Annotated in this window: 18 protein-coding genes; 11 read left to right on the forward strand and 7 right to left on the reverse strand. The window is 55.5% G+C overall.

All coding sequences use genetic code 11. The features are described 5' to 3' along the window. The first annotated feature begins 148 nt into the window (after window positions 1-148). The 9 genes from FHW16_RS17675 (at window position 149) to FHW16_RS17715 (ending at window position 9,192) form a co-directional block, all read left to right on the forward strand. Window positions 149-928, forward strand: coding sequence for a FadR/GntR family transcriptional regulator (locus tag FHW16_RS17675; protein ID WP_182550584.1), 780 nt, complete (start codon window positions 149-151; stop codon window positions 926-928). After that, on the forward strand, window positions 925-2,112 hold the full coding sequence (locus FHW16_RS17680) for a PLP-dependent transferase (protein ID WP_182550585.1): 1,188 nt from the start codon (window positions 925-927) through the stop codon (window positions 2,110-2,112). The genes FHW16_RS17675 and FHW16_RS17680 overlap by 4 nt, the downstream gene beginning before the upstream one ends. A 25-nt stretch (window positions 2,113-2,137) precedes the next feature. Beyond that, on the forward strand, window positions 2,138-3,421 hold the full coding sequence (locus FHW16_RS17685) for an ABC transporter substrate-binding protein (protein ID WP_182550587.1): 1,284 nt from the start codon (window positions 2,138-2,140) through the stop codon (window positions 3,419-3,421). A gap of 114 nt (window positions 3,422-3,535) precedes the next feature. Continuing rightward, a complete protein-coding gene (locus tag FHW16_RS17690) occupies window positions 3,536-4,468 on the forward strand; it encodes a carbohydrate ABC transporter permease (RefSeq protein ID WP_210278184.1) in 933 nt (310 codons plus the stop codon). 270 nt (window positions 4,469-4,738) lie between these two features. Further along, complete coding sequence (locus tag FHW16_RS17695; protein ID WP_182550589.1) at window positions 4,739-5,587, forward strand: carbohydrate ABC transporter permease; 849 nt, start codon at window positions 4,739-4,741, stop codon at window positions 5,585-5,587. A gap of 17 nt (window positions 5,588-5,604) precedes the next feature. Further along, the gene (locus FHW16_RS17700; protein WP_182550590.1) at window positions 5,605-6,684 is read left to right on the forward strand and encodes an ABC transporter ATP-binding protein; all 1,080 of its coding nucleotides are present in this window, start codon (window positions 5,605-5,607) and stop codon (window positions 6,682-6,684) included. Between the two features lie 186 nt (window positions 6,685-6,870). Further along, window positions 6,871-7,656 carry an amino acid ABC transporter substrate-binding protein gene (locus FHW16_RS17705; RefSeq protein ID WP_182550592.1) on the forward strand — a complete coding sequence of 262 codons (786 nt, stop codon included), beginning with the start codon at window positions 6,871-6,873 and terminating at the stop codon, window positions 7,654-7,656. A gap of 85 nt (window positions 7,657-7,741) precedes the next feature. Next, the gene (locus FHW16_RS17710; RefSeq protein WP_182550594.1) at window positions 7,742-8,422 is read left to right on the forward strand and encodes an ABC transporter permease subunit; all 681 of its coding nucleotides are present in this window, start codon (window positions 7,742-7,744) and stop codon (window positions 8,420-8,422) included. Beyond that, window positions 8,422-9,192 (forward strand): amino acid ABC transporter ATP-binding protein, encoded by a 771-nt coding sequence (locus FHW16_RS17715; RefSeq protein ID WP_182550841.1) that lies wholly within the window; start codon window positions 8,422-8,424, stop codon window positions 9,190-9,192. Before FHW16_RS17710 ends, FHW16_RS17715 begins: the two co-directional genes overlap by 1 nt. Before the next feature lie 180 nt (window positions 9,193-9,372). Here FHW16_RS17715 and FHW16_RS17720 read toward each other — a convergent pair whose 3' ends face one another. Continuing rightward, a complete protein-coding gene (locus FHW16_RS17720; protein WP_432652049.1) occupies window positions 9,373-10,887 on the reverse strand; it encodes a diguanylate cyclase domain-containing protein in 1,515 nt (504 codons plus the stop codon). Between the two features lie 210 nt (window positions 10,888-11,097). Here FHW16_RS17720 and FHW16_RS17725 point away from each other — a divergent pair, with 210 nt between their 5' ends. Beyond that, window positions 11,098-11,490: an iron chaperone gene (locus FHW16_RS17725; RefSeq protein ID WP_182550595.1), complete on the forward strand. Its 393-nt coding sequence runs from the start codon at window positions 11,098-11,100 to the stop codon at window positions 11,488-11,490. A gap of 39 nt (window positions 11,491-11,529) precedes the next feature. Here FHW16_RS17725 and FHW16_RS17730 read toward each other — a convergent pair whose 3' ends face one another. The 6 genes from FHW16_RS17730 to FHW16_RS17755 all read right to left on the reverse strand — a co-directional run bounded on the left by FHW16_RS17730 (window position 11,530) and on the right by FHW16_RS17755 (window position 15,611). Further along, entirely contained in the window at window positions 11,530-11,667 is a 138-nt protein-coding gene (locus FHW16_RS17730; RefSeq protein WP_182550596.1) for a hypothetical protein, read from the reverse strand. 66 nt (window positions 11,668-11,733) lie between these two features. Beyond that, window positions 11,734-12,237, reverse strand: a complete 504-nt coding sequence (locus FHW16_RS17735) for a ferritin-like domain-containing protein (RefSeq protein WP_182550598.1) — start codon at window positions 12,235-12,237, stop codon at window positions 11,734-11,736. A 149-nt stretch (window positions 12,238-12,386) separates the two neighbouring features. After that, window positions 12,387-13,262, reverse strand: a complete 876-nt coding sequence (locus FHW16_RS17740) for an SMP-30/gluconolactonase/LRE family protein (RefSeq protein ID WP_182550600.1) — start codon at window positions 13,260-13,262, stop codon at window positions 12,387-12,389. A gap of 2 nt (window positions 13,263-13,264) precedes the next feature. Then, window positions 13,265-13,909, reverse strand: coding sequence for a 2-dehydro-3-deoxy-6-phosphogalactonate aldolase (locus tag FHW16_RS17745; RefSeq protein WP_182550601.1), 645 nt, complete (start codon window positions 13,907-13,909; stop codon window positions 13,265-13,267). Between the two features lie 5 nt (window positions 13,910-13,914). Continuing rightward, on the reverse strand, window positions 13,915-14,847 hold the full coding sequence (locus tag FHW16_RS17750; protein ID WP_182550603.1) for a 2-dehydro-3-deoxygalactonokinase: 933 nt from the start codon (window positions 14,845-14,847) through the stop codon (window positions 13,915-13,917). Next, window positions 14,844-15,611 carry an SDR family NAD(P)-dependent oxidoreductase gene (locus FHW16_RS17755; protein ID WP_182550605.1) on the reverse strand — a complete coding sequence of 256 codons (768 nt, stop codon included), beginning with the start codon at window positions 15,609-15,611 and terminating at the stop codon, window positions 14,844-14,846. The genes FHW16_RS17750 and FHW16_RS17755 overlap by 4 nt, the downstream gene beginning before the upstream one ends. A gap of 99 nt (window positions 15,612-15,710) precedes the next feature. On the opposite strand from FHW16_RS17755, the gene FHW16_RS17760 reads away from it, so the two are divergent. Next, window positions 15,711-16,493 (forward strand): IclR family transcriptional regulator, encoded by a 783-nt coding sequence (locus FHW16_RS17760; RefSeq protein ID WP_182550607.1) that lies wholly within the window; start codon window positions 15,711-15,713, stop codon window positions 16,491-16,493. Window positions 16,494-16,573: the final 80 nt, after the last annotated feature.

Below are 16,573 nucleotides of genomic sequence, written 5' to 3' on the forward strand. Positions count from 1 at the left end.
GGTTTTCTTGAACCCGGCGGCATCGTGTCCTTCCGGACAATTGAGCGGATGCAGTCTCGAATTTCGGGACGGGTAATCTTACTCGTCACGGTTTTCTACTATTTCCATTGAAAAAGGCCGGACCGCCATTTGACACGACTTTGTTTTCATGCTGGATTGGCACAATGGTCCAACCAATTATGCAAGGCATTTCGTGATCAACCCGATCCTATCACCCGTGCAGACTTCATCGCGTGATGACGCGGTGCTGAACGCATTGGTGGATTTCGTTGCCAGCGAGGGCCTTAAGCCCGGTGATCGCTTGCCGACCGAACGCGTGCTGGCGGAATATCTGAAAGTCAGCCGGACGACCGTGCGTGAAGCATTGACGCGCTGGCAGGAACTCGGACTTGTCGAGCGGCGGCAGGGCAGTGGTACCTATCTGCGTGCCGCTGTCACCCGCAATATGCTGCATATGCCGCTGACATTGCCGTCCGGCAACGATTTCCGTAGCTTGATGCATACGCTTGAAATACGGCGTGGACTGGAAGCCGAAGCCGCTGTTCTTTGCGCGGAGCGCGCCAGCGACGAGGATATCGCTTTTATCGAAAAAAAGCTGATCGTCATGGAAGAGGCCTTTCATGCGCGGGAAGGCATGTCTTCAGAAGAAGATTGGGATTTCCATCTCGCCGTCTTCCGCACATCAGGAAACCCGCTGTTCGAGCAGATCATTGCTGCGATGTACGAGATGTTTCACAGGTTCTGGGAACATCCGCTTGGCGTACGCGACTTTGGTCATGCCAGCTTCCCCTATCACCGCACCCTGTTCAATTGCATCGCAGCCCGTGACCCCGTTGGCGCGCGTGCCGAAGCATTGAAGCTGATCGCCACCGTTGAAGATGATCTCAAGCGCGGTGCCGCAAATCTCCAGAAGCAGAGCAAGACATGAACGACAATCCCTTTTTCTATGATCAGGACCTGATGGCACAGGCGGCAACATTGCTTGCGCATGACGACCCGTTTCCCGGTGGGTCAGTTGTGCCGCCGATCTATCAGACATCACTGTTCACCTTCGAAAACTATGCCGACATGGCGGATACGTTTGCCGGTCGCAAACGCCAGCCGATCTATTCGCGTGGCGACAATCCGACAGTCATGGAGTTTGAAGGCAAGATTGCAGCGCTTGAAGGCGCGGAAGCCGCCCGGGCTTTTTCCAGCGGCATGGGTGCGATCAGCGCCACTGTTCTGGCTTTTGTCGGGGCAGGTGACAGGATCGTTGCCGTGCGCAACTGCTACGGTGATGCCTACCGGCTGTTTGAACGCCTGCTGCCGCATCTCGGTATCAAGGTTGATTATGTCGATGGGTCCGATCCAGATGCGGTAGCCGCAGCACTTCCCGGTGCCAAACTGCTCTATCTCGAAAGCCCCAGTTCCATGATGTTCGAGTTGCAGGACATTGCGCATTATGCGCAATTGGCCAAGCAGCACGGTATCGTCACCACTATCGACAATTCCTATGCGACGCCGCTGTTCCAGAAACCGATCAGCCATGGCATTGATCTTGTTTTGCATTCCGCATCGAAATATCTCGGTGGCCACAGCGACACCGTGGCGGGCGTGGTTGCTGGTTCGCGCGAAATGATCGACCGCATCAACGGCCGCACTTATTCCTATCTCGGTGCCAAACTCTCGCCTTTCGAGGCATGGCTATTGTTGAGGGGCCTGCGGACGCTGACATTGCGCCTGCCGCACCACATGAAGAGCGGCCTCACCATCGCCGAACGTCTGAAAGGGCGCGGCGACGTCGAGCGGGTCATTCACCCGGCCTATTCCAATCATCCGGGCAAGGCGACTCTGACCGGTTATACCGGTCTGTTTTCCTTCGAAGTGACCGAGGATATCGACGTGCCGACGTTTGTCGATGCGCTGAAGCTGTTTCGTATCGGCGTCAGTTGGGGTGGTCACGAGAGCCTGGTCGTTCCGGCAATGGCTTCGTTGCAGCAGACGCCGGATGCCAATTCGATCGGGCGCTTCGGTGTCAGCCCGCGCACAATCCGTCTGCATGTGGGACTTGAAAATGTAGAGGAGCTCTGGGCCGACCTTGTGAACGCCCTGGAAAAAGCCAAACGCTAATCAGAAAACTAAGTGGGAGCATAAAATGCAAAAAAGAATGGGAACATTTCTTGCCGGTGCGATGGCCGCATTGGCCTTGACCGTATCGTCGGCCTTTGCTGACACGACCATCAAGATGGTCGAAGTGATCACCAGTCCGCCACGCACCGAACTGCTCAAGAAGCAGATTGCGGGCTTTGAGCAGGCAAATCCCGGTATCAAGGTCGAGTTGGTCTCGTTGCCGTGGGGACAGGCTTTCGAAAAATTCCTGACCATGGTTCAGGCAGGCGATACGCCTGACATCGTGGAGATGCCCGAACGCTGGCTTGGCCTCTATGCCAACAACGGTCAGTTGGAGGATCTTGGAGCCTATGTCGCGAAATGGAAAGACGGCGGCACGCTTGGCGAACGCGCCAAGCAGTTCGGGTCCGTAGTCGACAACAAGCAGTACATGATCCCTTACGGGTATTATGTCCGGGCCATGTTCTGGAACAAGAAGCTGTTTGCCGAAGCCGGGCTCAAGGAAGCACCGAAGACGCTTGATGAGTTCATGGAAGCCAACAAGAAGATTTCCGCGATCAAGGGCAAGTATGGCTACTGCCTGCGCGGTGGTCCCGGCGGCTTCAATGGCGTCCAGATGTTCATGAACATTGCCAATGGCAAGGGCGCCTATTTCAACGCCGATGGCACGGCGACCCTGAACGAACCGGGTTCGGTCAAGGGTCTCGAAATGCTGGCGGATATCTACAAGAAGGGCTATGCGCCGAAGGACAGTGTCAGCTGGGGCTTCAATGAAATCGTCACCGGTTTCTATTCCGGCACCTGCGCCATGCTGGATCAGGACCCCGATGCATTGATCGGCATTGCCGAGAAGATGAAGACGGAGGATTTCGGCGTTGCACCGATGCCGACCGGACCAAGCGGCAAGTCCTATCCAACCCTCGGTTATGCCGGATGGGCGATGTTCGCCAACTCCAAGGTCAAGGATGATGCCTGGAAGCTGATGGGCACATTGCTCGCGCCGGCGGACAATCTGGAATTCGCCAAGAATGTCGGAGTATTGCCGATCCACAACGGTGCGGACAAGGATCCTTATTTCGGTTCGGAAAGCTTCAAGGGCTGGTTCCAGGAGCTGAGTGATCCGAAGAGGTTCGAGTTCGTGACGCCGCCGACCCATCTGGAAAACCTCGGCAACTTCTACGATTCCGTATCGGTGAAAAACTTCCAGGAAGTATTGCTCGGTCAAAAGACCGCAAAGCAGGTTGCGGATGAATGGTCTGCGTTCCTCACAGAACAGCAGCAGGCCTGGATGGCCAAGAACAAGAAGTAATCTGACTGAGTGCTCCGGCGTCCATGCGCCGGAGCATTTTTCTCATGACTTTCGCCAATCCGGGAATTCGGTGGCGAGGGGCAGGGAGCTATTTGCAAAAGAGGGGCCAGAAAAATGGCAATGCAATCAACAGCGGCTTTGACACCGCAACAGGAGAGAAGGGCAAGCAGCAAGCGCCGCTTCAGTGCAGCCTTTGAGCCGTGGCTTTATCTCAGTCCTGCACTTGTCCTGCTGCTTGTCGTTCTGGTGGTTCCGCTGATTTTCGGGGTCAGCTATTCCTTCCGCAAATTCTCTGCGTTCAAATCGGAATATGTCGGGCTGGCCCAGTACAGAGCGTTATTGTCCGATCCGGTCCTCGGTCAGGCCTTGATGAATACACTGTGGTGGACCGTCGCCAGCCTGTTTCTCCAGTTTTTTCTCGGGTTGGGACTGGCGCTCCTCCTGGATCGTCCGTTCTTTGGCAAGAAAGTCGTGCAGGCGATTGTTTTCCTGCCATGGGCAGTCCCGTCGTTTTTGTCCGGCCTGACATGGGCCTGGCTTTTCAACCCCATTGTAGGGCCGTTGCCGCATTGGCTTTTTGCACTTGGCCTCAAGTCCGAGCCCACCAATATCCTGTCTGATCCGGCTACCGCGATGTGGGGCCCGATTATCGCTAACGTCTGGTTCGGTGTCCCGTTCTTCGCCATTACGCTGTTGGCGGCGCTGAAATCCATCCCCTCGGAACTGCATGAAGCCGCGGCGATCGATGGTGCCAACCCATGGCAGCGTTTCGTCAAGGTGACACTGCCTTTCCTCGCGCCGACCATCGCCATCACAGTCATGCTACGCACGATCTGGATCGCCACATTCGCCGATCTCATCTACGTCATGACCGAGGGTGGCCCCGCCGGTTCAACCAATACGGTCGCGACCTATATCTATGTCAGCGCCTTCAAGACCCTGGATAAGGGGTACGCTTCGGCCGTTGCCGTACTGCTTCTGGCGCTTCTCATTCTCTATGCGGTTGTGCTGATCCGCATTCGCCGCTCCCTTGTGAGGTACTCTTAGAGTCCTTTCCAGCCATATTGACCTATTCTGACGGAGGCATGTTGTGACAAGATCAAGCAAAGACAGGAAGACCCGCACTTTTCGTGCGGGCGAGTGGCTTTGCGCCGGAATTGGCGCAACAGGCCCCGTCCCTTCGGGTTTCCGTCTGGCGGGCACCCGCTTTGTCAGGCGGCTTCGTCCGATGAACCACATCGGCCTTGCCACCTTCCGCGCGGATTGCCTCACCAGACGAGAAACAGAATACGGCCAATATGGCCGGAAAGGACTCTCATGATCGCCGGTCGTTCCCGCAAAGCGCGTATTCTTGGAGGCATCGGTCTTTATGGCGCCGTCGCCGCCTATGTGATTTTCGCGCTGTTTCCATTGTTCTGGACGCTGAAGATTTCGGTGACACCGCAATCATTGCTGTATTCCGAAGGTATCACGCTCTGGCCCTCGTCGGCGACATGGGAGAACTACAAAACCGTTTTGCGCGCGACGGACTTCCCGCGTTATTTCCTCAACAGTGTCATCGTTTCTGTGGTGACTGCGGTGCTGGTTACCATCATTGCGTCAGCGGCGGGTTATGCCATGTCGCGTTTTTCATTCCGTGGCAAAACCACCGTGGCTGTGACCCTGCTGCTCACGCAGACTTTCCCGTTGGTGATGGTCATTCCGCCGATCTACCGCATCATGGGTGAGCTTGGGCTTACCAACAGCCTGACCGGGCTGATCATCATCTACACGGCGTTCAACATCGCATTCGCCACCTTCCTCATGCAGTCGTTCTTTGACGGCATTCCAAAAGATCTGGAAGAGGCGGCGATGATCGATGGATGCAGCCGCAGTCAGGCGCTGCGCCGCGTCATCATTCCGCTCACCCTGCCGGGTATGGGTGCAACCCTTGGTTTCGTTTTCACGGCAGCGTGGAGTGAGTTGCTGTTCGCGCTCATGCTGATCAGCAGTGACAGCCAGAAAACCTTCGCCGTCGGACTGCTGACCTTCATCGGAAAGTTTGCCGTCGACTGGGGACAGATGATGGCCGCCTCGGTGCTGGCGCTGATACCGGCCTGCCTGTTCTTCGGCTTCTTGCAACGCTACCTCGTGACCGGCCTGACCGCCGGTGCCGTCAAGGGATAATCGAAAGAGATAAGCTCATGGCTTCCGTCACCATTACCAATGTTCAGAAAAACTATGGCGCGATGAATGTGCTCTCAGCTGTGGATCTTTCCATTGCCGATGGCGAATTCGTTGTACTCGTCGGTCCATCCGGATGCGGCAAGTCGACATTGCTGCGCATGATTGCCGGGCTGGAGGAAATATCGGCGGGCGAAATCCGCATCGGCGAGCGCGTCGTCAATGACGTCGCGCCGAAAGATCGCGATATCGCCATGGTTTTCCAGTCCTACGCGCTCTATCCGCATATGGACGTGGCATCCAACATGGGCTTCAGCCTGCTGTTGCGCAAAACCGCCAAGGATCTGGTTTTCGATCGCGTCGGTGCGGCCGCCAAGCGGCTCGGTCTTGATGTCTTCCTGCAGCGCCTGCCGCGCCAGTTATCAGGCGGTCAGCGTCAGCGCGTTGCCATGGGCCGTGCGATTGTGCGCGATCCCCAAGTGTTTCTCTTCGACGAGCCGTTGTCCAACCTTGATGCCAAGCTGCGCGTTCACATGCGCACCGAGATCAAGGCGTTGCACCAGCAATTGAAGACAACATCTGTCTATGTCACCCATGATCAGGTTGAAGCCATGACCATGGCTGACCGTATCGTGGTGATGCATGATGGTGTGATCCAGCAGGTGGGGACACCGCTCGAACTCTACGACCATCCGGCCAATCTGTTTGTTGCTGGCTTCATCGGATCACCCGGCATGAACTTCCTGCCTGCTGTGGTCAACCGCAGTGAGGCCAAAGTCGAAGCACAGCTGAGTGATGGCCAGACGATTGCTCTGGATGGAAAACTGCCCATCGAAGATGGTGAGCGAGTTACCATTGGCATACGGCCCGAAAATATCGAGGTTGGGAGTTCGGATGCGTTGAAGGTCAAGATCGTCGTCATCGAGCCGTTGGGCCTGTCGACCCAGTTCTATACTAGCCTGTCTGATGTGCAGGTTTGCATCTATGCAATGGGCCGTACAGATCGGAAGCCGGGAGACACGATGAACATCGGAATCAAGCCGGGTGACGTGCATGTTTTCAATCCGGCTACCGGGCAAAGGATCAATCCGGCGGCCTGACGCTGAATCACTGGTTTCTCACCGTCGGGTGCGAGGAATTATTTTTCTTTATATTGGGTATTTGTGGTATTAAATTCACGAATTCGCGTCTGATGGCAGCGAATAGTGCCTATGCATGCTCAAGACAAAGTGACATTTTCCAATCATTCGCCGAAAGGCTTGGAAACTCTGGATGGAAACAAAGAAATGAATTGGCTCAAATCCCTACTCGTCGTTGGTGCTCTGCAGGCTCTCGCTATCGTTCCGACGCAAACCCAGGCACAGGCACAGTCCAACCTTGAACAGATCAAGACTGCTGGCGTGCTAAAGATCGGCACCGAAGGCACCTATGCGCCGTTCACCTATCACGACACGGGAGGCAAGCTGGTCGGCTTTGATGTGGAAATCGGCGAAGCCATTGCCAAGAACCTCGGTGTCAAGGCTGAGTTCCTCGAAGGCAAGTGGGATGGTCTGATTGCCGGTCTTGACGCCAAGCGTTATGACACTGTTATCAATCAGGTTGGTATCACCGAAGCGCGCAAGGCGAAGTATGATTTCTCCGAGCCCTACATTGCTTCCAAGGCCGTGCTGATCACCAAGGGTGACAACACGGATATCAAGTCCTTTGCTGATCTGAAGGGCAAGAAGTCTGCGCAGTCTCTGTCCAGCAATTTCGGCAAGATTGCCCAGAGCAATGGTGCTGAACTCGTGGGCACCGATGGTTTTGACCAGTCGATCCAGCTGCTGCTCAGCGGCCGCGCCGACGCCACCGTCAATGACAGCCTGTCCTTTCTTGATTTCAAGAAACACAAGCCTGACGCGAATGTAAAGATCGCTGCAACACAGGACGATGCTGATTTCTCGGGCATCATCATCCGCAAGGGCGAGCCTGATCTGCTTGCAGCCATCAACAAGGCGCTTGAGACCATCAAGGCTGACGGGACGTACAAGCAGATCGCCGACAAGTATTTCGGCCAGGACGTTTCGAAGTAAGGCTGTTTACGCCCAGAAAAAAGTACGCTCTAACAGGGCAGGGAGATGATACTCCCTGCCTTTGTGTTTTGAGGGAGACGCAGCCTTGTCCCATTGGCTGACACTGATGCTTGAATCGCTTGGTCCATTGCTCTGGGCCGGGCTGATTTTCACCATTCCGCTGACGCTGCTGTCCTTTGTGCTCGGGCTGACCGTCGGTCTGATTGCAGCGCTCGTCCGCCTCTTTGCCGCATGGCCCTTTGTTGCCATCGTCAAGTTCTACGTCTGGATCATCCGCGGCACGCCGCTGCTGGTGCAGCTGTTCCTGATTTTCTATGGACTCCCCAGTGTGGGTATCGTGCTCGATGCCTTTACAGCTGCCTTGATCGGCTTCACTCTCAATATTGGCGCCTATACGTCGGAGATCCTGCGTGCCGTTATTTCATCCGTACCGCGCGGGCAGTGGGAGGCAGCTTATTCCATCGGTATGACCTGGTCTCAGGCCATGCGCCGCACGATCCTGCCGCAAGCCGCGCGCGTCGCTGTACCGCCGCTGTCAAACACGTTCATCTCCCTCGTCAAGGACACATCGCTGGCTGCCGCCATTACCGTACCGGAGATGTTTCAGGCAGCACAACGCATTGTTGCCACCACCTACGAGCCGTTGATCCTCTATGTGGAAGCAGCAATCATCTATCTGATCCTGAGCTCGGTTCTCTCTTCGCTGCAAGCGCGGCTCGAACAGCGTCTCAATCGTTATGGCGGATTTCTGGAGGCACGGTCATGATGATTGAACTGAAGAATATCGAAAAGCGTTTCGGTGATCTGACGGTCCTCAAGAATGTGTCGCTGAGCATCGCGGAAGGTTCGGTCATGGCGCTTGTCGGTCCATCCGGCGGTGGCAAGAGTACGCTGCTGCGCTGCATGAATCTCCTGGAAATTCCAACATCTGGCTCTGTTGAGATCGATGGTGACAGGCTGGATTTCCAGCCTGGTGTCAAGGTGACGACCAAGTCCATCCAGCTCGTGCGGCGGCATTCGGGTATGGTGTTCCAGAATTTTCAGCTGTTTCCGCATCGTACCGTCATCGAAAACGTGACTGAGGGCCTGACGACGGTCTTGAAATGGCCGAAGGAGCGGGCGCGGGAGCGGGCTATGGCACTGCTCGAGAAGGTTGGGCTTGCGCACAAGGCAGAGGTGTGGCCGTCAACGCTTTCCGGCGGGCAACAACAGCGTGTAGCGATTGCACGTGCGCTTGCCCCGTCACCCAGAATCCTGCTCTGTGACGAGCCGACATCGGCGCTCGATCCGGAACTTTCCGGCGAGGTCGTCGACGTGCTGGCCCAGCTCGCGCGCGAAGGGACGACTATGGTCATGGCGACGCACGATCTGCGCCTCGCCTCGCGCATCGCCAATCAGGCCATTGTGCTCGACGGTGGCGTCATTGTTGAAACCGGTACGTCGCACGACATATTCACCCAGCCAAAGCAGGAGCGCACGAAGCGCTTCATCGCCACCTTGACCCACGAGGGGCACACGCACGGCGAGGGTATCTGAGGGTAAAACGGTCAGGACGCCATGGCGGGTGTTTTGAAGCCCAGACATTTGCGGAGCGTGGTGTCAGAGTCGCACTTCATCCTTGAACCCACCCAACCCATACATCAAAGTTGCATAAGAGTTGTTATGGAACTGTCTTGTATCGCCACAATGCGGAGATTACCTCTAAATAGCACCTGATCAGCTTGGTTCAGTCGACGGCGTGTTGTTGCGCCATGCGGTTTCGCCCGTCGAGTAACGCAGGCGTTTGTCCTGATACATCGCAAGATCGGCGCGCTTGGCAACCGCTTCCAGCTTTTCACCAGCGGCGCTTGTGGCCCAGCCAATCGAGAAGCTGAGCGGAATATTGGAATAGTACTGGTTGTTGATTTCAATCAGGCTGGTGATTTCCTCGACGATTGTCACAGCCCCGGCCTCATCAACAGCGGGTAGGAGAACGGCGAATTCATCACCGCCAATGCGTGCAGCGTAGTGCGGCGGCTTTACCGCCTCACTGAGTATTTCGCCCGCCCGGCGCAGAAGGCCGTCACCAACACCATGGCCCCATTGATCATTGGTGGTTTTGAGCCCATTGAGATCGAGTATGACGATGGAAACGGGAAAAAATTCCCGCCGCTCGAGCCTGTTGAGCTCATCCACGTAGAACGCACGATTGTGTAACCGCGTCAGCACGTCGTGTTTGCCGAGATATTCCAGATAGGCTTCGGCTTTCTTTCGAGCGGTAATATCGGTGAGCGATATCTGTACCAGTGACCAGTCAGTCTCATGTCCAGGCAAAACCGAGAATTGCAGCAACACGTGGCGTTCTGAACCATCAAGCGCGTAATTGACCGTCTCACGTTGATGAAACAGCTTGCCGTTCCACAGATCGATCAGCTGTTCGCGGAAATGCACGTTCATCTCATCCTTGAAGACGTCGGGCAAGCGGCGCAGCAATGTCATCGCGTCCGGTGCCTGGAAAAGCTTGAGCGTTTCGCGATTGACGTCAATGACACGAATTTCGCTGGCGCATTGCTGGACGAACTCGGGGTGAACATCGGTGAAAATCCGGAAATCCTCAATACCACGTTCCCGAAGCCCATCGAGGCGTTTCTTGATCTTGCTGAAATCCTCGACCCACAGGGAGACCGGAGAGTGCTCGAATAGTCCTTCGGCATATTGCTGGCTTGCCGCGTGTTGTCTTCTGGCGTCTTCCCGGTCGGTGACGTTCTCGATGGAGATGAGCACTTTTCCCCAAGATGCTTCATGCCCCGGCAATACAGTGCCGCGCAGCTGGATATCGAGCCGCTTGCCGGACAGCGTATAGTTCACGGTATTGCTGGAGAACTCGCCTTTGCCTTCCCAAAGCTGAGCGAGTTCCTGCACGTGTGTGTGCAGCATGTCATCGCGAAAAATAGCGCCCAGATTGGCGACGAGCTCATGGAGATCGGAGGCTTCAAAAAGCGAGAGTGTCTTCTTGTTGACTTTTTGCACCCGGATCAGCCGCGCACATTCACGGATGCGGTTTTCATCTTCCCTGAGATAGGCAACGATATCCTCAACCCCTGCCCCACGCAGGGAATCGAAGAGTTTTCGAACTTCGCTGAAATCTTCCAGCCAGAGCGAAATCGGAGCAAGATCGAATGCGTCTATTTCGTCTTGATGCAAATCCAGCTTGTCCATGGAGGTGATATCTCGCGGCTTGATGAAGAACATGGTTAACGTTCCCGTCTGATTGGCAGCTTTGAGGTTATTGTCAACTACTACAAGTTGAGTTGCGGGTCGATTTGCTTGCGTTCGTCACCGGTTCATACCAAGTGTTGCATGATGGACATCACCGGAGACGTGATTTAACCTTGAACAGGGTTTTAAAATTACCGGAGATCGACGGATACAAGATCGTCTTTTCCAATCCATGGAGGGGATATGGTTGAGGAGAAAGCCAGGTTTGGTACCGTAGAAGAGTATCTTCAATCACTGCCCGAAAGCGCACGCGCTGTTCTAGAGGAAGTGCGAAGGGCAATCAGGAATGCAGCTCCGGAAGCGGAAGAAGTCATCAGCTACCAGATACCCGCATTCAAATTCCACGGCATGCTGATTTATTATTCAGCTTACACGCAACACGTATCGTTGTCGTTTCCGGCCTTTGAGGTCTTTGAGGTTTTCAAAAAGGAATTTGCGCCTTACGAGGTGAGCAAATCGACCATCAGGTTCAAGCTCGACGAGACCATGCCGCTTGACCTCATACGCAGGATCGTCGCGTTCCGTCTCAAGGAAAATCTGGAAAAAGAAAACGCGAAGCCCAAACGCAAGACCTAAGGGTACCACTTCACATGGTTTTGTCAGATTTTTCGTGGATCAGGAAATCCACTGCCCGTAGACTTCAACTGCAAGCCATACAAGGAAAGCCAAACCAAGTGATACCACGAGAACGGCAAGAACGGGGTATCCGGTCTTGGCTTGTCTGGCGTCTTCCGCATCTATTCTTCTGGTCATCTCCTCTTCTCCTTTCAATAGATAAAGTCGCACACAGTCAGCGTCCGGGCTTTGTCACATGGCAGATCAAGCGGCGGCCGCATTCACATGGGTTTCTGCCAGGCTTGTCAGTGCTTTGTCGGTCTTGATTTCTTCCTGAAGGTTTTGTTCCAGAAGTGCGGCGCAATCATTCCGGTCCAACCGCTTAGCCCATGCGACCAATGAGCCGTAACGGGTCATTTCATAGTGCTTAATGGCCTGAGCTGATGCGATGAGCGCGGCATCAAGCACCTGATCATCGTCAACTTCGCCGCTGACATCATCGGCTTCCTCCAGTATGCCATCGATCGCCGGACAATTGACTCCGCACACCTTAACTCCATGGAGTCTGAACACGTCTTCGAGGCGTTCAATCTGTACGTGTGTTTCCTGCAAATGTCGTTCAAAGCCATCCTTCAGTTGTTGATCAGAGGCCCTGTCAATCATTTCCGGCAAGGCTTGCACAATCTGGTTCTCCGCATAATAGATATCGCGAAGGGTATGAACGAACAGATCGTCCATTGTCTTGATGTCTTTTGAGAAGAAACCCATTTCAACCTCCTGATTATGGATGAAAACGGCGTCATTCGTTTTCTGCCGACGCGATATTCCATCCATTCAATGGCTCAGTTCATCCGCACAGACGGCGGATGACCATTCCAGAGAACAACGGGAGGCAGGAAAAATGGTTCCTGAAAGATTTACAGCCTGACGGGAGGATCGAAACGTCCCCGACCTGCCAATTCGATCAGGAATGTCTTGCCGGCGTCGGGATCGGATTTTTGCTCGGCTTCGGTCATGTCGTGGTACGCAGTCGTTACGATCAAGCTGGCAGAACCTTCGTCGATGAAGGCCGGACAGGAGGGCTGCTTCACAGGTGTCGCAATGGATCGGATGCGCTGGCCATCGGGAGAATAGATGTCGATATGCGAGCGCCCCCAACAGGCATTCCAGAGATTGCCATCGTGATCCACCACGGAACCATCGATGCCACCGGTATCCCTGTGCTGATAGAACACGGCGGGCTCGCCTAGAGGCAAACCGGTTTCGGGATCCGCATCAACACGCCAGATGATGTTCCTGCCGGTGTCAGCAAAATACCCGATACGACCATCCGGCGAGAAGCAGATGGAGTTCGTTATCGAGATATTGGTGAAGAGCGTGCGCAATTGCCCTTCCCTGTACCAGTAGATCGATCCGGCACTCTTTTCTGCTTTCTTGCCCATCGTCCCGATCCAGAAGGCGCCTGCCGGATGGACGCGTGCATCATTGGAGCGTGTCAATGGATTATCCGCCTCGATGGGCTGATGCATGACCGTGTGTCCGGTCGTGCGGTCGCGGATGAACAAGCCGGTTTCCGTCGAGATCAGTTGGCGGTCCGCATCGATTACCGCAAGCGCGCTCGCCATCTGACCGAGCGGATGGATTGCAACCTGCCCTCCCGTGCGGGGTTTTTCAAAAAGCCGACCTGTAACGATGTCGAACCACCAGACAGTCTTGGTCAGCGGATCGTAGCCGGGGCCCTCACCCAGCTCACACGGCACCTCGTGAAAGATGCTGATCTTCGGTTGATCCATGATCAAGCTCCGGTGGGGAATATACCATCGTAGGCTTCTACAGTAGCCCTCGCCCGCTCGCCGACATGAGATGCCGAGGCGCCGACCTTGTAAAGGCTTGAACCCAAACCGAACGTGCGAACTCCAACCTTGGAATAGGCGGCAAAGCCGTTCTCATCCACGCCGCCGACAGCTCCAATGACTGTGCCCTTCGGCAGGATGGCGCTGATGGCCTTGATGCCGTCCGGTCCCAAGACGCTTGCCGGGAAGAATTTGAGACCCGAGGCGCCTGCTTTCAAGGCGGCGAGCGCTTCTGTCGGCGTGAAAACGCCGGGCATGGTGACCATACCGGCCCGGGCAGCAGCGGCCAGTACGGCAGCATCGACGTTTGGGCTGATCATCAGCCGTCCACCGGCCGCATCAAGGCGTGTAACGTCGGCAGGATCGAGGACGGTACCGGCACCGATCAGCACATGGGACGGCAGTCTTTTTGCCAAAAGCTCGATGGACTGGAACGGTTCGGGCGAGTTTAGTGGCACCTCGATGACGTCGATGCCTGCTTCGACCAGTTCCTCGCCAATGGCCAATACTTCATCGGGCTTGACGCCGCGCAGAATGGCGATCAGATCACGCTTGAGCTTGGGCCAGGGAGCGGACGATTGTGTCATTGGAATTATCCTTGTGTGGCGGCTGGCCAGAGTTTCGATGCGGCAACAAACAGCCCTTTGCGGACGGCGTCATCCGCATCAACAATGTCGAACCCAAGTCCGGCTACGGTCAGTGCCTTGGCGTAGAGCGCAGCCATGGCGCCAGAGGCGACAAGTGCGATTTTGGTGGTGGTGCCATATTTTTCTCTGGCGCCTGCAATCTCGGTCCCGATCAGAAGGCCGGAAAGCCGCGATGCCGCGCCTTCTGGCGCAAGATTTTCCAGCAACATTGCGGCCCGGATGCCAAAGAGCTCACCCAGCATGCGCCGGTTGCCCTCCAGCATCAGCTCCAGTCCTGCGGCGAATTGCGGATGGTCGGGTGCCACTGTTTCCGTGGCATTGCCAATGGAATGGCGCAGGATTGAATGCCCGGCCAGCAATGCATAAAGCTCTCCGGTCAGATAGGTCGAGAAGGATTTTGCTCTCCCCTCCTCCAGTTCCACCCATTTTGAGTGGGTGCCCGGCATCGCGACAAGACCGCTGCGCAGGTTGCGAGCGAGCATCGCGCCGAGCAGCTGTGTCTCCTCGCCGCGCATGACATTGGGCGCGCTGCCTGATTGTGAGAGGCCAGGGATGATCCGCACATCGCGGCTGATACCTTCAATCCTGACGGTTCCCGAAAGGATGGCCGTCAGATCTGCCGGTACCGGCACATAGTTGGCCTCTACCCATCCTTGGCGCGAACCGGCCATACCGCAGATGATAACAGGCATATCGGCAGGGGCTTGAAGTCCAGTCAGATGGGTTTCGAGCGTTTCGGCAAAACCCCGTGCCCGTGATATGTCGAGACCGTCGTCGGAACGCCGTTCGGCGACAACATCACCCTTCTCGTCGAGAAGCCAGAGACGGAAGCGGCTCGTACCCCAATCCGCCACGGCATAGGCAGCAGCAGCGGTCACAGATAGCCTCCATCGACAATCAATGTCTGGGCGGTGAGCATTCGGGCGGCATCTGAGGCGAGAAACAGGCAGGGGCCGACCATGTCTCCGGGCTGGATTTCCTCCTTCAGAACCTGCTTGTCGATATGGGATTTCAGGCTGTCATCGGTTACCCAGAGTTCGCGTTGGCGTTCGGTGATAACCCAGCCCGGTGCTATCGCATTAACGCGGATGTTCTCTGGTCCCAGCCGACCGGCAAGGCCCTTGGTGAGGCCGATAATCCCAGCCTTTGCAGCCGTATAGGAGGGAAAGTTCCCCTGATTGATCATGAAGGATGTGGAGGTGAAATTGACAATGGAACCACCTCCCGATTGCCGCATGCCAGGAGCGACCGCTTGCGCGGCAAAAAACTGCGGACGTAGGTTGATGGACTGGTTCTTGTCCCAATATTCCACCGTCACATCGTCAATATCATGCCTGTCGTCCCAAGCGGCATTGTTAACGAGCACGGTCACAGGACCATGGGCCGCTATGGCACCGGCCACGGCGGTGCGGAGCGCTTCGACATCCCGCAGATCCGTGTTGAGGTAAAGCGGTCTGTTGCCGTACTCCCCGTCCAGACGCTCCACGAGCGCCTGTGAGACATCGTCGGCAATATCAACGAAAGCGACGCGCGAACCTTGCCGTATAAATCCTTCGGTAAGGGCAGCGCCGATGCCGGATCCTCCCCCGGTAATGAGAACGGACCGGTCTTTCAGATCGGGAAATATGGCGGAGGGCATCATGCTTGGTATCTCGCTGTAAGTTCCATTATACGGAACACAATTTGACTATATAGAATTGTCACTTTACAGTGCTGAAAGTCAAGAGGTGGATGTCAATCAATGGACAAGGCGAAGGAAAACTCAACAGGTACCTTGGGTAAAGCCCTGGAGGTTCTCAACATTGTCGCTTCGTCATCGGCGCCCCTTCGTTTCACGGATGTACTCAAGCTGTCCGATCAGCCTCGCGGTACGCTGCACCGGCAGATATCAAACCTGATGGAAGAAGGGCTGCTCGACATAAACCGGGACCACTCCTATGGTCTCGGCCTTCGACTGCTCCAACTGGCTTCCAAGGCGTGGTCCAGCAACCAGTTCCGCTCCATTGCCGAACCCCACCTGCAGAAACTGCACGAACAGACCGGTGAAACGGTTCATCTGGGTGTTTTACGGGGTATCGAGGTGATCTATCTCGACAAGGTGGAGAGCCGCCAGAGCGTGCGCATGTATTCGCAAATCGGTAATACGGCGCCGGTCTATTGTACCGGTGTCGGCAAGGCAGCCTTATCTGCCCTGCCCGACGATGAACTCAACGCGCGCATTGCACAAATTGCGTTTCAGCGTTTTACGTCAAACACACTGCCGGATGCCAAGGCCCTGCTTGCGGAAATCAAGCAGATCCGGACGGAAGGCAACGCCTATGACCGCGAGGAACACGAAGCGGATATCTGTTGCGTTGCGGCGCCGATACATTCCCATAACCGACATTTCGTTGCAGGCATCTCTGTGACTGGTCCCGTCTACCGGATTACCCCGGAGATTCTGACGTCTTGGGCCGGCATTACCCGGGCGGCCGCCACTGCAATTATGGCAAATATGGCAACACAACTCTCACCGCGTGCGTAACCATTTGTTTTTGCAGCGGAATAAATGTCGCATTTAACCGATTGAAATTGGCCTTCTTGCCTTAATTTTCAAGAAATCAA

This window comes from Phyllobacterium myrsinacearum (assembly GCF_014138285.1).
GTDB lineage: Bacteria > Pseudomonadota > Alphaproteobacteria > Rhizobiales > Rhizobiaceae > Phyllobacterium > Phyllobacterium myrsinacearum_A.

What these genes read in the sequence shown, in the direction of transcription:
- FHW16_RS17740 (WP_182550600.1), bottom strand. Translation starts at nt 13,262, where the DNA reads ATGGATCAACCGAAGATCAGCATCTTTCACGAGGTGCCGTGTGAGCTG.
- FHW16_RS17720 (WP_432652049.1), bottom strand. Translation starts at nt 10,887, where the DNA reads ATGTTCTTCATCAAGCCGCGAGATATCACCTCCATGGACAAGCTGGAT.
- FHW16_RS17760 (WP_182550607.1), top strand. Translation starts at nt 15,711, where the DNA reads ATGGACAAGGCGAAGGAAAACTCAACAGGTACCTTGGGTAAAGCCCTG.
- FHW16_RS17735 (WP_182550598.1), bottom strand. Translation starts at nt 12,237, where the DNA reads ATGGGTTTCTTCTCAAAAGACATCAAGACAATGGACGATCTGTTCGTT.
- FHW16_RS17715 (WP_182550841.1), top strand. Translation starts at nt 8,422, where the DNA reads ATGATTGAACTGAAGAATATCGAAAAGCGTTTCGGTGATCTGACGGTC.
- FHW16_RS17705 (WP_182550592.1), top strand. Translation starts at nt 6,871, where the DNA reads ATGAATTGGCTCAAATCCCTACTCGTCGTTGGTGCTCTGCAGGCTCTC.
- FHW16_RS17745 (WP_182550601.1), bottom strand. Translation starts at nt 13,909, where the DNA reads ATGACACAATCGTCCGCTCCCTGGCCCAAGCTCAAGCGTGATCTGATC.
- FHW16_RS17680 (WP_182550585.1), top strand. Translation starts at nt 925, where the DNA reads ATGAACGACAATCCCTTTTTCTATGATCAGGACCTGATGGCACAGGCG.
- FHW16_RS17695 (WP_182550589.1), top strand. Translation starts at nt 4,739, where the DNA reads ATGATCGCCGGTCGTTCCCGCAAAGCGCGTATTCTTGGAGGCATCGGT.
- FHW16_RS17700 (WP_182550590.1), top strand. Translation starts at nt 5,605, where the DNA reads ATGGCTTCCGTCACCATTACCAATGTTCAGAAAAACTATGGCGCGATG.
- FHW16_RS17690 (WP_210278184.1), top strand. Translation starts at nt 3,536, where the DNA reads ATGGCAATGCAATCAACAGCGGCTTTGACACCGCAACAGGAGAGAAGG.
- FHW16_RS17730 (WP_182550596.1), bottom strand. Translation starts at nt 11,667, where the DNA reads ATGACCAGAAGAATAGATGCGGAAGACGCCAGACAAGCCAAGACCGGA.
- FHW16_RS17675 (WP_182550584.1), top strand. Translation starts at nt 149, where the DNA reads ATGCTGGATTGGCACAATGGTCCAACCAATTATGCAAGGCATTTCGTG.
- FHW16_RS17685 (WP_182550587.1), top strand. Translation starts at nt 2,138, where the DNA reads ATGCAAAAAAGAATGGGAACATTTCTTGCCGGTGCGATGGCCGCATTG.
- FHW16_RS17725 (WP_182550595.1), top strand. Translation starts at nt 11,098, where the DNA reads ATGGTTGAGGAGAAAGCCAGGTTTGGTACCGTAGAAGAGTATCTTCAA.
- FHW16_RS17755 (WP_182550605.1), bottom strand. Translation starts at nt 15,611, where the DNA reads ATGATGCCCTCCGCCATATTTCCCGATCTGAAAGACCGGTCCGTTCTC.